The organism is Bradyrhizobium sp. T-1 (genome assembly GCF_053592855.1).
The window spans coordinates 3,373,626-3,386,932 of record NZ_CM132115.1 but is presented as its reverse complement, the minus strand read 5'-3'; the positions used below and the strand labels follow the sequence as shown (position 1 = coordinate 3,386,932).

15 protein-coding genes are annotated in these 13,307 nt (G+C 63.3%); 11 read left to right on the top strand and 4 right to left on the bottom strand.

The window, feature by feature from the left end:
* Window positions 1–8: 8 nt before the first annotated feature.
* On the bottom strand, window positions 9–491 hold the full coding sequence (locus tag ACWAT4_RS16160; RefSeq protein WP_449730905.1) for a DUF5680 domain-containing protein: 483 nt from the start codon (window positions 489–491) through the stop codon (window positions 9–11).
* Window positions 492–494: 3 nt separating this feature from the next.
* Window positions 495–1,646 (bottom strand): zinc-binding dehydrogenase, encoded by a 1,152-nt coding sequence (locus tag ACWAT4_RS16155; protein WP_449730904.1) that lies wholly within the window; start codon window positions 1,644–1,646, stop codon window positions 495–497.
* Window positions 1,647–1,854: 208 nt separating this feature from the next.
* Here ACWAT4_RS16155 and ACWAT4_RS16150 point away from each other — a divergent pair, with 208 nt between their 5' ends.
* The 3 genes from ACWAT4_RS16150 (at window position 1,855) to ACWAT4_RS16140 (ending at window position 4,689) form a co-directional block, all read left to right on the top strand.
* Complete coding sequence (locus tag ACWAT4_RS16150) at window positions 1,855–2,610, top strand: alpha/beta fold hydrolase (protein ID WP_449731217.1); 756 nt, start codon at window positions 1,855–1,857, stop codon at window positions 2,608–2,610.
* An 81-nt stretch (window positions 2,611–2,691) separates the two neighbouring features.
* Window positions 2,692–3,882 (top strand): MFS transporter, encoded by a 1,191-nt coding sequence (locus ACWAT4_RS16145; protein WP_449731216.1) that lies wholly within the window; start codon window positions 2,692–2,694, stop codon window positions 3,880–3,882.
* A 195-nt stretch (window positions 3,883–4,077) separates the two neighbouring features.
* Window positions 4,078–4,689, top strand: a complete 612-nt coding sequence (locus ACWAT4_RS16140) for a PilZ domain-containing protein (RefSeq protein ID WP_028154094.1) — start codon at window positions 4,078–4,080, stop codon at window positions 4,687–4,689.
* Here the strand turns inward: ACWAT4_RS16140 and ACWAT4_RS16135 are convergent.
* Window positions 4,676–4,864 carry a hypothetical protein gene (locus ACWAT4_RS16135; RefSeq protein ID WP_449730903.1) on the bottom strand — a complete coding sequence of 63 codons (189 nt, stop codon included), beginning with the start codon at window positions 4,862–4,864 and terminating at the stop codon, window positions 4,676–4,678. The two genes, ACWAT4_RS16140 and ACWAT4_RS16135, sit on opposite strands and share 14 nt — an antisense overlap.
* Before the next feature lie 155 nt (window positions 4,865–5,019).
* Here ACWAT4_RS16135 and ACWAT4_RS16130 point away from each other — a divergent pair, with 155 nt between their 5' ends.
* Window positions 5,020–5,646, top strand: coding sequence for a transglutaminase-like cysteine peptidase (locus tag ACWAT4_RS16130; RefSeq protein ID WP_212301713.1), 627 nt, complete (start codon window positions 5,020–5,022; stop codon window positions 5,644–5,646).
* A 220-nt stretch (window positions 5,647–5,866) separates the two neighbouring features.
* Window positions 5,867–6,625 (top strand): FkbM family methyltransferase, encoded by a 759-nt coding sequence (locus ACWAT4_RS16125; protein WP_212425186.1) that lies wholly within the window; start codon window positions 5,867–5,869, stop codon window positions 6,623–6,625.
* Here ACWAT4_RS16125 and ACWAT4_RS16120 read toward each other — a convergent pair whose 3' ends face one another.
* Window positions 6,626–7,336 carry a GntR family transcriptional regulator gene (locus ACWAT4_RS16120; RefSeq protein ID WP_212301718.1) on the bottom strand — a complete coding sequence of 237 codons (711 nt, stop codon included), beginning with the start codon at window positions 7,334–7,336 and terminating at the stop codon, window positions 6,626–6,628.
* Window positions 7,337–7,602: 266 nt separating this feature from the next.
* Here ACWAT4_RS16120 and ACWAT4_RS16115 point away from each other — a divergent pair, with 266 nt between their 5' ends.
* From ACWAT4_RS16115 to ACWAT4_RS16090, 6 genes are all read left to right on the top strand, one after another.
* Window positions 7,603–8,589, top strand: coding sequence for an ABC transporter ATP-binding protein (locus tag ACWAT4_RS16115; protein ID WP_212301720.1), 987 nt, complete (start codon window positions 7,603–7,605; stop codon window positions 8,587–8,589).
* A 43-nt stretch (window positions 8,590–8,632) separates the two neighbouring features.
* Window positions 8,633–9,922: an ABC transporter substrate-binding protein gene (locus tag ACWAT4_RS16110; protein ID WP_212301721.1), complete on the top strand. Its 1,290-nt coding sequence runs from the start codon at window positions 8,633–8,635 to the stop codon at window positions 9,920–9,922.
* Window positions 9,922–10,881 (top strand): ABC transporter permease, encoded by a 960-nt coding sequence (locus ACWAT4_RS16105; RefSeq protein WP_449731215.1) that lies wholly within the window; start codon window positions 9,922–9,924, stop codon window positions 10,879–10,881. The genes ACWAT4_RS16110 and ACWAT4_RS16105 overlap by 1 nt, the downstream gene beginning before the upstream one ends.
* Window positions 10,882–10,884: 3 nt before the next feature.
* Window positions 10,885–11,763: an ABC transporter permease gene (locus ACWAT4_RS16100; RefSeq protein WP_212301731.1), complete on the top strand. Its 879-nt coding sequence runs from the start codon at window positions 10,885–10,887 to the stop codon at window positions 11,761–11,763.
* A gap of 5 nt (window positions 11,764–11,768) precedes the next feature.
* Entirely contained in the window at window positions 11,769–12,500 is a 732-nt protein-coding gene (locus tag ACWAT4_RS16095) for an aspartate/glutamate racemase family protein (protein ID WP_449730902.1), read from the top strand.
* Between the two features lie 270 nt (window positions 12,501–12,770).
* The gene (locus tag ACWAT4_RS16090; protein WP_212301741.1) at window positions 12,771–13,265 is read left to right on the top strand and encodes a hypothetical protein; all 495 of its coding nucleotides are present in this window, start codon (window positions 12,771–12,773) and stop codon (window positions 13,263–13,265) included.
* Window positions 13,266–13,307: the final 42 nt, after the last annotated feature.

Here is a 13,307-nt window from a genome sequence, read left to right as displayed (position 1 = left end):
CTCCGCGTTTATCGCAGCAGACCGCCACTATAGCGCAACCCGTAAAGTGGTGCGCCGTCATCTCGCGCGATTGTCTCGACACCATGAAAACGATCGAGGGATCCCTCGACCTCATTGCGATAGACCATGCCTGCCTGCTCGAACAGGCGCGGTCCTCGAAAGGGCTCCTCGGCGCGCACGCCCAGCAGCGCCTGACGCAAGAACTTATAGATCGCCAGAAAAACGTCCCGGTCCATGATGTCCGCGCGGGCGCCGCCACTGTAGCTCATCGACCAGATGATGCGTTCGTCCCGTGCCACGGTCTCCTGCCCGACAAAAAAACCCATCCCGAAATAGATATCGCGATAGGTGTAAGGCGGTGCGCTATGCCCGAGCTGCTTTGAGCCAGTGAGCAGCGGCGTGGCCACCGTTGCGTCGTCGTCGAGGCCCGCATAGGTGCGCCGCTTGGCTTCGACCAGGAACGCCGCGAGATCGTGGGGGACAGACGGCATCGCCTAGTCCACCAATTCCGGCCACGGCACGATCGTCGACTTTACCGTCTTCATCGCCATCGCATCCTTCACGGCTCGCGCGACTCCCTCTTCCGTAAACGGATAGATCGTTTGCATCTGTAGCCAGGGATATTTGTCGCGGGTGCGGTAGAGCATGTCGACGCCGAGCGGCAGATCATTGCCGGTAAAACCCCAGGAGCCGAGCACGTTGAGGTCCTTGGTGCAGATCCGGTGCCAGGACGTCTCGATCGAGCCGGCGTCGGTGAACTGGCCCATCTCGACATAGGTGCCGCCGTCGCGCAGCATCTCGATGCCCTCGGGCCCGGCTGAGGGGTGACCCGAGCAATCCATGACGAGATCGGCGCCGAAGCCGCCGACCATCTCGCGGACACGCGCGATGCGATCTTGCGGCGATGTGATCTCCTCGATGTTGACCGTCGCCTCCGCACCAAACTCGCGCGCGAGCTTGAGCCGCGGCTCCTCCGGCGCGCCGACGCAGATGACGCGCCCTGCCCCCATCTCCTTGGCGGCTGCGACCGCCAAAATGCCGATCGGGCCCGAGCCCTGGATCACCACCGTGTCGGCCCAGGTGAAGCCGCCGGCACGGGTCGCGCGGTTGAAGGCGCGGATGCAGGAGGTCAGCGGCTCCGACAGCGCGCCAAGGCGCAGCGACATGTCATCGGGCAGCTTGTAGATCTTGGTGCCCGGCAGCATCTCGATATCGACATAGACATATTCGGCCCAGCCGCCCCACATGTGCGGCGCCTTGTCGAAGCCGAGATAGCGGCCGTAATAGACCGGCGTCAGGCATTTGTTGGCGGTCTGCGGATAGTGAATGCAATAATAGCATTTGCCGCAGGGCATCAGCGGCGGGATCATCACCTTCGATCCGACCTTGAGCGGCTTGCTCATGAAGTCTTCGGTGAACTCGTCGCCGCATTCGACGATGACGCCGCCAATCTCGTGGCCGAGCGTGAACGGCCAGGGCAGCGGCTTCGGCCAATGCCCTTTCAGGATATGCAGATCAGTGCCGCAGACGCCGCACGCGCCGATCTTGATCAGCGCCCCCCTGCGGCCGACCTTCGGCCACGGCACGGTCTTGATCACGGGCTCCGAGCCCGGCCCTGCGTGGGTGCAGACGCGGATTTGGTCCATGGCGGTTTCCTCAAAGTCCGCTTGTTGTGTTTTGATGGTGCGAGCGTGAGGCCAAGCGTATGTGAGATGCGCAATCGTGCCAAGGTGCGATAGTTCGCAGCCCGCCTGGATCTAGTATCATTCCCGAATGACAAACTGGATTCGTGGCACCTGTACGGCCAATGGCATCGACATCCACTATCTGCGAACGAGTGGAGACAAGCGTCCCTTGCTTGCACTGCATGGATTGACCGGAAGCGGCGCTTGCTGGACGCCGTTGGCCCGCGCTCTCCAGGATCGCTACGACGTCTTCATGCCGGACGCGCGCGGGCACGGCGCATCGAGCGCCCCGCCGCACGGATATTTGTATTGCAACCTCGCAGACGACGTGATCGGTCTGATCAAGACGCTCGGACTCGTCGCGCCGGTGCTGCTCGGCCATTCCATGGGCGGCATGACAGCCGCCGTGGTTGCGCACGAGATGGGCACGGCCATTCGCGGCGTGATCCTCGCCGATCCGACGTTCCTAAGCGCCGAGCGCCAGCGCGAAGTCTACGAGAGTGACGTCGCCGAGCAGCATCGGCGGCTGCTCGGTCGGGACAAGGATGCGGTGCTGGCCGAGACGAAGGCGCGCCAACCGCACCGCTCGCTCGAATTGCTTGAATTGATCATCGACGCGCGGCTGCAGACCGACACCCGTGCGTTCGAGGTCCTCACGCCGCCAAACCCGGATTATCGCGAGCTGGTCAAAGGCATTGCCGTTCCGAGCCTGCTTGTCGTCGGCACCAATGGCGTTGTCTCCGTCGAGACCGCGCGCGAGCTGCAGGAGCTCAATCCACGCCTTCGCCACTGGGTGATCGCGAACGCGGGCCATGGGCTGCCGTATGACCAGCCGGTTGAATTTGCGGCGGCGGTCGGGTCGTTTCTGGCGACCGTGGATGCGCCCACGCCCAATTGTCTTGAGCGCTCGCCGACGACCGTGTAAGGCCCCAAACGTCCTGCCAGTGGTGCCCGCTTGAACCCCCTTCCGCAAAATCCCGTGGCCGCGTCCGGATCGTTCGCGGCGATGAAGTCCGTGCCCTATCGGCTTCAATTCATCGCCTATGTGCTGGCGATGATGGCCGACAATATCGAGCACGTGATCAGCTATTGGGTGGTGTTCCAGAAATTCCACTCGCCGACGCTGGGCGGCTTTGCCGTGCTGTCGCACTGGCTGCCGTTCCTGCTGTTCTCGGTCGTGGTCGGCGAACTTGCCGACCGCTTCGATCCGCGCCGCATCATCCAGTGCGGCATGCTGCTGTTCATCGTGGCCTCGGCCGGATGGGGCTTCTTCTTCATCACCGACACGATCCAGATGTGGCATGCGATGCTGCTGCTGGTGATCCATGGCTGCGCCGGCGTGCTGTGGCAGACACCGAACCAGCTGCTGCTCTACGATCTCGTCGGGCCCGCAGACCTTCCGAGCGCAGTGCGGCTGAATGCGATGGCGCGCTATCTCGGCATCCTGGTCGGGCCTGCGGTGGGCGGCCTCATCATGCTGACGCTCGGCACCTCGCACGGCATCATCTTCAACACGCTGTTCTATCTGCCGATGCTGCTCTGGCTGTTCTGGGCGCCGGTGCGCGATAAGAGCCTCGCTGCGCGGCGCTTCGCCGTGCGCGGCTTCGCCGACATTCTGCTCACCATCCGCGCCATCGGCACCCAGCCGGTGCTGACGGCGATGACCTGGCTTGCCGGCCTCACCTCCTTCATGATCGGCAACGCCTATCACGCCCAGATGCCGGGCTTTGCCGGCGATCTCGGCCATGGCGATCCCGGCGTCTCCTACAGCGTGCTGCTCGCGGCCGATGCGGCCGGCGCGCTGCTTGCCGGCATCGCGCTGGAATCCTGGGGACGGCTCAGGGGCACACCGCGCACCGCGATCCTGCTCGCAACACTCTGGAGCGTGGCGCTGCTCGGCTTCGCCGCGGTGCGGATCTATCCGGTCGCGATCGTGCTATTGTTCTGCGCGGGCTTCTTCGAGCTGTCGTTCAACACCATGGCCCAGGCGCTGGTGCAGTTGAACGCGCCGGCCGACATCCGTGGCCGCGTCGTCGGCCTCTATAATATGGCCGGCCTCGGCATGCGCGCGTTCAGCGGCATCACGGTCGGCGTCTTTGGGGCCGCGATCGGGATCCACTGGTCGCTGGGGCTATCGGCCGCGGTGCTGCTGGCGCTGCTGGGCCTGCTCTATGGGCGCGCGACCAGGAAGGCCTAGGGGCGGCCCGGTCACCGGCCGGAACTCCCGCCGTCCCCCGACCCCGGCACACCAAGGCAGGGCCCGCCCTTGGTGCGGTTTTTGGAACGCATTGTGTCCGTCCGTATTCGCCGCGCCCAATCATAACGCGGCATTAACCCTATGCACCTTAGGGTCGTGCCGGACTCCGCCCGGGCGGGGGGTCGGGTAGTGAAAATGGCGTTGGCGAACAAAAAATTTCTTCCGGCCGCCGAGGAACGTCGGCGTTTCCAGCGGGTGAAGGTGCACCTGCTCGGCCGTTACATGCTGCCGGACCGCCGAGAATTCCCCTGCCAGGTGATCAACATGTCGCCCGGCGGGCTCGCGCTGTTGGCGCCCGGCATCGGCAATGTCGGCGACCGCGTGGTCGCCTATCTCGACCATATCGGCCGGGTCGAGGGCAAGATTACCCGGATCATCGACAACGGCTTCGCCATGACGGTCGGGGCGACGCCGCGCAAGCGCGACAAGCTCGCGGCCCAGCTGACCTGGCTCGCCAACCGCGACATCCTCAATCTGCCGGAGGACCGCCGCCACGACCGTATCGTGCCGCGCAACCCGATCGCGGTGCTGACGCTCGAGGACGGCACCAAGATGACCTGCCGCATCATCGACCTCTCGCTGTCGGGCGCGGCCATTGCCGCGGAAAACCGTCCGCCGCTGAAGTCGATCGTTCTGCTCGGCCGGGTGCAGGGCCGCGTGGTCCGAAACCTCGAAGACGGCTTCGCGCTGGAGTTCATGCACGAGCAGCCGATCGAGACACTCGAAGAGAGCGTTACCGCGCGGTAAATCGAAAGCGCGCCAGAATCCCTGTTATTCCAGCCTCAAAGGCGGCCTTCGCGATGCGGACGCCGCCTTTTTCGCGTCCGGCGGTCGTCTCGCGCGGGGTTAACGCGCGGCCTTCTCGGGGCAGAAACAGCAGTTCCGCCAGCGTTCCCGCGTTAATCGCTACAATTTGAATCAATTGCAGTCATCTCAAATTTTATTCGACTTTGATTCAAGTATAGATCGAATTTGCAGCGCGTTTTACTTGCATTCGTCTCGAGTTGACTTGGATGACTTAGCGGCAACTCAAAAGCTCCATGCGAAATGTGGTCCCAACAAGAAACGGGGGCCGCAATGTTGGACTTCAGGGGACAGGGGAAGGCACTGGCACTTGCTGCCATGCTGTTCGGGATCAGCGCGGCAGCGCAGGCCGGCGAAAGCCGTCTGCTCTACGCGAGCCTCGGCGACACCACGCGTGCGCCGATCGGCTGGGTCGAGTTTTGTGCAGAGAATGCCGCTCAGTGTCAGGGCGGGCCGTCGCAGCCGCGCGACATCGTGATGTCGCAGGCCGCGTGGCGTGACCTGACCAAGGTCAATCGCTGGGTCAACGAGACCATCAAGCCTTTGACCGACCAGGACCACTGGGGCGTGATCGAGAAGTGGTCGCTGCCGACCGACGGTTACGGCGACTGTGAAGACTACGTGCTGTTGAAGCGCAAGATGCTGATCGATGCCGGTTGGCCGCGCGAGGCCCTACTCATCACCGTCGTGCGCGACAAGAAGGGTGAAGGACACGCGGTGCTGACGGTGAAGACCGACAAGGGCGAGTTCGTTCTCGACAATCAGAACGAGAGCGTCGTTGCCTGGACGGAGACCGGCTACCGCTTCGTCAAGCGCCAGTCGCAGAGCGACCCCAATGTCTGGGTCTCGCTCGGCGATACCAAGCCGGCGGTCTCCACCGCCAGCGCAAGAGACCAGTAAGTGGATCAGTAGAGACAAACGAACGAGTTACGCGACCCGGTCACATCCCCACCCCTCCCCGTCCCAGACCGGTTCGCGCGCGCCCAGCCATCCCCCAATGGCTGGGCGCAACTTTTTGGTGGCTGAAATCGCACCGCAACAAGAAGGAAGCAGCGCGAAGCCGCAACCGGATTGTTGCTCAACTACAGGCTGATGTGTAGTTTTCCTGTGGGAGGCAGGGATGCGCGAAGCTTGGGCGACGCAATGCGAGAATGCGCATTTCGTCCTGCGCTGCCTTCGCTATCGATTTCGAACAGAACGCCTCCAGCTCCAGACGATCAGCCGCCTGAATCTCCACGGCGCCACCGTGCTCGACATCGGCGCCAACAAGGGCATCTATTCGTTCTGGCTTGCGCGCGCCGCCGGCCCCGATGGCCTGGTCCTGGCTTTCGAGCCACAACCTGAGATGGTTGAATATATCGGCAGGCGCCGGGTGCAGTTCGGCTGGCGCAACCTCAATATCATGCCGGTCGCACTTTCGGACATCCACGGCTCCGCGCAGCTCTCGCGCCAGCGGATTGGCGATGGCAGCGCATCCCTTTCGCGATCAAACGGCGAAACCATATCCGTCCCGACCATGAGGCTCGATGAGCTGCCGGACGTCGCGGGCGTGAAGTTCATCAAATGCGACGTCGAAGGACACGAGCTGAAAGTGTTTGCCGGCGGCGAGCGCACCATCAGGACGTCTCGGCCGGTGATCCAGTTCGAGGCAACGCCGCCCGAAGACCGGCAGTTGTTCGAATTCTTCGAGAGCCTCGGCTATTTGGGCGTCATGCTTCTGGGTCGAAGCTATCTTCCGCCGACCAACCCCGATCGGGTCCCGCACTACAAATTCGGATTGGGCGGCCATCGCGACTTTCTGTTCTTCCCGCCAGAGGCGATCGGAACGATCATTCCGGAGGCATTGGCACGCGCATTTCCCGCGCCGTGCTCACGCTGATCATCCCGCCCCGAGCACATCCGCGAGCCGCAGCTCGTCGGCGGCGGGATCCTTCAAAAACAGCTCGGCCTCGATCTCGTTCAGATGCGACAGCATCTGCGCGCACGCGGTCTGCTTGTCGCGCTTGCGGATCGCGGTGACGATCTCGGCGTGATGATCGGTGCCGCAAGCCGGCGTGTCGTGACGACGATAGAGCAATATGATCAGCGAGGAGCGCGCGATCAATTCCTTCAGGAAGCCGAGATAGATGCTGTGGCCGCTCATCTCGGCAACGAGGCGGTGAAATTCGCCGGAGAGCCGGACCGACGCGCGCGCGTCGCCGCGCAGCTCCGCCTCGCGCTCTTCAGTGAGATGCTGCTGCAGGCGATCGAGCCAGGCGGGCGAGACGGCATCGACGGCATGGTCGACGATGGTGGGCTCGATCAGCCGGCGCGCCTCGAACACTTCGCGGGCATCCGCCGGCGTCGGGCGCGCGACGAAGGCGCCGCGATTCTTCTCGATGTTGACGATGCCCTCATGCGCGAGCTGCTGCAGTGCGGTGCGAACCAGCGTGCGGCTCGCGCCATAGATCTCACCGATCTCGTCCTCGCCGAGCTTGGTGCCCGGCAGCAGCCGATGTTCGAGGATCGCCGCGGTCACGCCCTCTCTGATCCGGCTGACGCGATCGCTCACGTCGGGCACATCGGATTTCGGGCGGGATTTGGCGGCCATTAGTTCGAGGGCGGGTTTGAGGGCTCGATCGGTGACGTTTGGACCTCGAATGGTAATCGACGATCTGTATCCAATCACAGGCGAAACTTTATACAATCTTCGCCCATTTCGTGTGCACATCCCTGCCCGCCCGTGCGCCGCACAAATGCACGGATTCGACCTAACGAGCTGACTCCGCTGCACAGTTTTTAAATTCGGCCTGATTTGAGTTTTTGGCACGGACCTTGCGGAGAGAGGCGTAGCATCGCCCCTCTCGCGGACACGCCATGGCCACTCCCGCCGCTCTCGAACTGGTCGCCGTCACCAAGCGCTACGACACGACGCTGGCGGTCGACGACGTCAACCTGAAGATTCCCGCCGGCACCTATTGCTGCCTGCTCGGCCCGTCCGGCTGCGGCAAAACCTCAACCCTGCGCATGGTCGCGGGCCACGAGGCCGTCAGCGAAGGCGACATCATTCTGGGCGCGCAGAACGTCACGGACCTCGAGCCCGCCAAACGCGGCACGGCGATGATGTTCCAGTCTTACGCGCTGTTTCCTCACCTGAGCGTGCTCGACAATGTTGCGTTTGCCCTGAAAATGCGCGGCGTCGATCGCGCGACCAGGCACAAGCGCGCCGGCGAGCTTTTGGAGCTGGTGGCGATGAGCCCCTATGCCGGCCGCCTGCCGGCCCAGCTCTCCGGCGGCCAGCAGCAGCGTGTGGCGCTTGCCCGCGCGCTGATTACCGAGCCGCAGATCCTCCTGCTCGACGAACCGCTGTCCGCACTCGATCCGTTCCTGCGCGTGAAGATGCGCGGCGAGCTGAAGCGGCTGCAGCGCGAGCTCGGCATCAGCTTCATCCAGGTCACCCACGGCCAGGAAGAGGCAATGGCACTCGCCGACCACATCGTGGTGATGAACCAGGGCAGGATCGAGCAGCAGGGCACGGCCCGCGACATCTTTCACCATCCCCGCACCGAATTCGTGGCCCGCTTCATCGGCGGCCATAACGTTCTCAGCGACGCCGGCAACCTCATCGCGGTGCGCGCCGATCAGCTCGGCATCAAGCCGGTCACTGATGGCGCGTTCGGCGCGCCGGCGCTGCTGACCCAGACCGAGTATCAGGGCTCCTACGTCGCCGTCTCGCTCACGCTCGACGACGGCACCGCCCTGTTCTCGCACGTTCCCGAAGCCACTTTCGACGTCCATCCGTTCCGGCCGGGCGATCGCGTGCTGGCCACCTGGGATCCCGCCAAGGCGCAACGTCTGCAATAGCGCCGTCATTTTAGAAAATGCGCAACACAGAGGAGTGACTGGAATGACCGAGACGACCAAAAAGACCGGCGTCAGCCGCCGCACGCTACTCAAGGGCACCGCGGGTCTTGCCGGCCTTGCCGCTGGCTCCGGCGCCATCACCGGCTTCCCCTACGTGATGTCGGCCGAGCCGAAGGTGCTGCGCTATCTCGGCACCGCCGTGAACGAGGGCGACGACATCTCCAAGCAGTGCCTGAAGGACACCGGCATCAAGATCGAGTACATCACCGCGACCACTGACGACGTCACCAAGCGCGTGATGACCCAGCCGAACTCCTTCGACGTGCTGGACACCGAATATTTCTCGCTGAAGAAGCTGGTGCCGTCGGGCAACATCCTTGCCCTCGACGCCAAAAAGATCAAGGAGTTCGACAACATCACGCCGGTCTTCACCAAGGGTGAGACGCCCGGCGGCAAGAAGATCGGCAATCAGGGTACCGCGCCCTGGAAGGTGCTCTATCTCGAGGGCAAGGATTCCAAGACCTTCTCCAAGACCGCAACCGAGTTCGTCACGCTGATCCCGACCGTCTACAACGCCGACACGCTCGGCATCCGCCCCGACCTGATCAAGCGTCCGATCAGCTCGTGGTCGGAGCTGCTCAACCCCGAGTTCAAGGGCAAGGCCTCGATCCTCAACATCCCCTCGATCGGCATCATGGATGCCGCAATGGTCGTGGAAGCCACCGGCAAGTACAAATATGCCGACAAGGGCAACATGACCAAGGAAGAGATCGATCTCACCATGAAGGTGATGACCGAGGCGAAGAAGGCCGGCCAGTTCCGCGCATTCTGGAAGGACTTCAACGAGAGCGTCAACCTGATGGCTTCGGGCGAAACCGTAATCCAGTCGATGTGGTCGCCGGCGGTGACGAAAGTGCGCTCGATGGGCATCGCCTGCACCTTCCAGCCGCTGAAGGAAGGCTACCGCTCCTGGGCCTCGGGCTTCTGCGTCTCCAAGGGCGTGTCGGGCGCGAAGCTCGACTGGGCCTATGAGTTCGTCAACTGGTTCCTGTCCGGCTATGCAGGCGCCTATCTCAACCGCCAGGGCTACTACTCGGCCGTACTCTCGACCGCGAAGGCCAACATGGAGCCCTACGAGTGGGCCTATTGGATGGAAGGCAAGCCGGCTGAGAAGGACATCAAGGCGCCCGACGGCTCGCTGCTGGAGAAGGCAGGCGCGGTGCGTGACGGCGGCTCCTATGAAGACCGCATGGGCGGCGTCGCGTGCTGGAACGCCGTGATGGACGAGAATGACTACATGGTCCGCAAGTGGAACGAGTTCATCGCCGCGTGATGGATACGTCGGAAGACATCCTGCAACAGCCATCCCCGGACCTCGTCCGGGGATCGGAGACGGCGCGCCCTGCGAAAGCGGCGCGCCTGTCGCCCTCCTTCATCTCCTGGCTGCAGGCCGGGCCGATGATGCTGGTGTTTCTCGCCTTCTTCCTGATTCCACTCGTCTTCGTCGTTATCGTCTCGTTCTGGGACTACAACGAATATCAATTGCTGCCGGCCTTCTCCGGGCGCGGCTACACCGACACGTTCGAAGGCTGCATCGCGCAGCTCCCCGATCTCTGCACCATCGCCAAGACCTATCTGAAGACGCTCAAGCTGTGCTTCCTGGTCTGGGCCATCACGCTCTTCATCGGCTTCTGGGTCGCCTACTTCCTTGCCTTCCACGTCAAGTCCAAGACTTGGCAGATGGGACTATCGCTGCTCTGCACGATCCCGTTCTGGACCTCCAACGTCATCCGCATGATCGCCTGGATCCCGCTGCTCGGACGCAACGGCCTGGTAAACTCCGGGCTGATGAAGACGGGCCTGATCAATCAGCCGGTGGAATGGCTGCTGTTCTCCGAATTCTCGGTGGTGCTGGCGCTGGTGCACCTCTTCACCTTCTTCATGGTGGTGCCGATCTTCAATTCCATGATCCGCATCGACAAGTCGCTGATCGAAGCGGCCTATGACGCCGGCGCCACCGGCTTCCAGACGCTGGTCAACGTCATCATTCCCTTGGCCAAACCCGGCATCGTGATCGGCTCGATCTTCGTCATCACGATCGTGATGGGCGACTTCATCACTATCGGCGTGATGGGCGGCCAGCAGATCGCAGCCGCCGGCAAGATCATCGAGACACGGGTCAACGCGCTGCAATTCCCGGCCGCGGCCGCCAATGCCGTGATCCTGCTCGTCATCACGTTCCTGATCATCACCATGATGTCCCGCATCGTCGACATCAAGAAGGAGCTCTAGGCGATGAAGGAAGGACGCCCGCGCAGCTTCTACGTTCTCGCGATCTTCTTCGCGGCCTATGTGCTGTTTCTCTACGGCCCGATGATCGCGATCTACGTGCTGTCGTTCCAGGGGCCACAAGGCGGCCTCACCTTCCCGATGAACGGGGTATCGACCTACTGGCTGACCAAGCTGTTCCAGGGGACCGGCATCGTCGACCTCGGCGCCGCCTTCCGCCGCTCGCTGCTGCTCGGCGTCATCGTCATGGCCGTCACCGTCGTGCTGTCGGTCGCCGCCGGCATGGCCTTCCGCAGGAAGTTCAGGGCGCAGAGCATTCTGTTCTATTCGGCGATCGCGAGCCTGATCGTTCCCTCGATCATCACCTCGCTCGGGATCTCGCTTGAATTCCGCATCGTCGACGACCTGATCAAAGCGCACTGGAATGAGAACTTCGAGACCTCGATGGGCCTGCTCACCTCGGGACTCGGCGCGCATCTGACCTGGACGCTGCCGTTCGGCCTGTTGATCATGTTCGCGATCTTCAATCGCTTTGATCCCCGGCTCGAGGAAGCTGCGCGCGACCTCGGTGCCACGCCATGGCAGGCCTTCCGTCATGTCGTGCTGCCGATCATCCTGCCGTCGGTAATCGGCATCGGCCTGTTCGGCTTCACGCTGTCTTGGGACGAGCTTGCGCGTTCCAGTCAGGCGATCGGCGCGGTGAACACGTTGCCGCTCGATCTGCAGGGCCTCACCACAACAGTGACGAACCCGGACATCTATGCCCTCGGCACCATCATCTCCGCTGTGTCGTTCGCGGTGATCACGCTTGCGCTCGGTACCATCCACACGCTCAACAGGCGGCAGGCGGCCAAGGGCTCGGACGCCGGCAAAGGGCTCGTCTAACTGCGATGCGACTGCACATCGTCAATCCCAACACCACCGCCTCCATGACGGCGAAGATCGCCGCGGCAGCGCGCGCGATCGCGTTGCCCGACACGGTGATCGATGCGCGCCAGCCGACGATGGGACCGGTCTCGATCGAAGGGTTTTACGACGAGGCCTTCGCCGTTCCGGGCATGCTCGGCTGCATCCGCGAAGCCGACCGCAACGATGCGGACGCACACATCATCGCCTGCTTCGACGACACCGGCCTCGACGCCGCACGCGCCGCGGCGAAAGCTCCGGTAATCGGCATCGGCGAAGCCGGCTTCCACATGGCCAGCCTGATCGCGGCGCGCTTTGCCGTGGTGACCACGCTCGGCGTCTCCATCGTGCCGATCGAACATAATCTGAAGAAGTACGGCCTCGCCGAACGCTGCGCCCGCGTCCGCGCCGCCGAAGTCCCGGTGCTCGCGCTCGAAGAGCGCAACGCAGACGCCCTTGGAAAAATCTCCACGGAAATCACGGACGCAATCCGCGACGACCGTGCCGAGGCCATTGTGCTCGGCTGCGCAGGCATGGCCGATCTTGCCGCAGAGCTCGCCGCCACCCATGGTCTGCCCGTGGTCGACGGCGTCGCTGCCGCGGTGACGCTGGCCGAAGGACTGGTGCGGCTGGGGTTAGCGACTTCCCGGCTCGGCCCCTACGCGGCGCCGCGTTCGAAGGCCTATTCGGGCCCGTTTGCGCCGTTTCAGCCGTAGGCATGGTCCGCGCACGGCGGGCTGCTGAGCGTACCGCGATACTCCCGCTCCAGCCAATTTCGGCTTGAGCGGGGTTTCTTTTTGGCGCCCCGCCTTCGACCGCTGAAGCCGCCGCCTTGGCAGAGCTACGCTTTTTCCACCGGCGGCCACCTTTTCGTCCCATTTGTTGCTGAACTGTAACACTTTCGGGACTCCCCGGCCGCCTTGTTCTGCGTTCTTGTGCTGCCGCTCTTCGCCACTCACCAAGTTTCAATTTGGGTTTTGTCAGCGATGATCGATCTCGCAGAGGACACACAGTCCAATCGCCTTCTCCGTCTCGGTGCCCAGCCGATCGCCTTGACGGCTGCGGCGCTGCTGCTGCTGATCGCCGGCGTTACTTCGATCGCGATCTGGCGTGCCTATACCGGCGCTGCGCCCGAGACCGACCGGGTGGTCGCGTCGCGCCAGCTTCAGGCGCGCACCGCGCAAGCCTCCGAGCAGCTCGTCGAGAAAACCAAGGGGTTGGAGGCGACCCAGCAGGAATCGATCGACCAGCTCCAAGTGGTGCAGGACCAGCTTCAGAGCATGAAGCGGCTGCTCGCCGCGCAACAGGCCGACACCAAGCGCCTGTCGGAGCAGGTCGCGAATCTGAACGAATCCATCGACGGGCTGCGGCAATCCTTTGCCAGTGCCCGCTCAACCGAGTCCGACACGCCCTCGGTTACTCCTAGGAAACCGGCGCGCCATCGTGTCCACGCCAGCGCGCGCAAACGCTCTCGCGGCTGATTAGATCCAGGGCCGTCACCTTTTATTTTCGCGACTTGTGAA

Coding starts and splice junctions, on each gene's coding strand:
- ACWAT4_RS16160 (WP_449730905.1), bottom strand. CDS start 491: ATGCCGTCTGTCCCCCACGATCTCGCGGCGTTCCTGGTCGAAGCCAAG.
- ACWAT4_RS16155 (WP_449730904.1), bottom strand. CDS start 1,646: ATGGACCAAATCCGCGTCTGCACCCACGCAGGGCCGGGCTCGGAGCCC.
- ACWAT4_RS16145 (WP_449731216.1), top strand. CDS start 2,692: ATGAAGTCCGTGCCCTATCGGCTTCAATTCATCGCCTATGTGCTGGCG.
- ACWAT4_RS16140 (WP_028154094.1), top strand. CDS start 4,078: ATGGCGTTGGCGAACAAAAAATTTCTTCCGGCCGCCGAGGAACGTCGG.
- ACWAT4_RS16130 (WP_212301713.1), top strand. CDS start 5,020: ATGTTGGACTTCAGGGGACAGGGGAAGGCACTGGCACTTGCTGCCATG.
- ACWAT4_RS16125 (WP_212425186.1), top strand. CDS start 5,867: ATGCGCGAAGCTTGGGCGACGCAATGCGAGAATGCGCATTTCGTCCTG.
- ACWAT4_RS16120 (WP_212301718.1), bottom strand. CDS start 7,336: ATGGCCGCCAAATCCCGCCCGAAATCCGATGTGCCCGACGTGAGCGAT.
- ACWAT4_RS16115 (WP_212301720.1), top strand. CDS start 7,603: ATGGCCACTCCCGCCGCTCTCGAACTGGTCGCCGTCACCAAGCGCTAC.
- ACWAT4_RS16110 (WP_212301721.1), top strand. CDS start 8,633: ATGACCGAGACGACCAAAAAGACCGGCGTCAGCCGCCGCACGCTACTC.
- ACWAT4_RS16105 (WP_449731215.1), top strand. CDS start 9,922: ATGGATACGTCGGAAGACATCCTGCAACAGCCATCCCCGGACCTCGTC.
- ACWAT4_RS16100 (WP_212301731.1), top strand. CDS start 10,885: ATGAAGGAAGGACGCCCGCGCAGCTTCTACGTTCTCGCGATCTTCTTC.
- ACWAT4_RS16095 (WP_449730902.1), top strand. CDS start 11,769: ATGCGACTGCACATCGTCAATCCCAACACCACCGCCTCCATGACGGCG.
- ACWAT4_RS16090 (WP_212301741.1), top strand. CDS start 12,771: ATGATCGATCTCGCAGAGGACACACAGTCCAATCGCCTTCTCCGTCTC.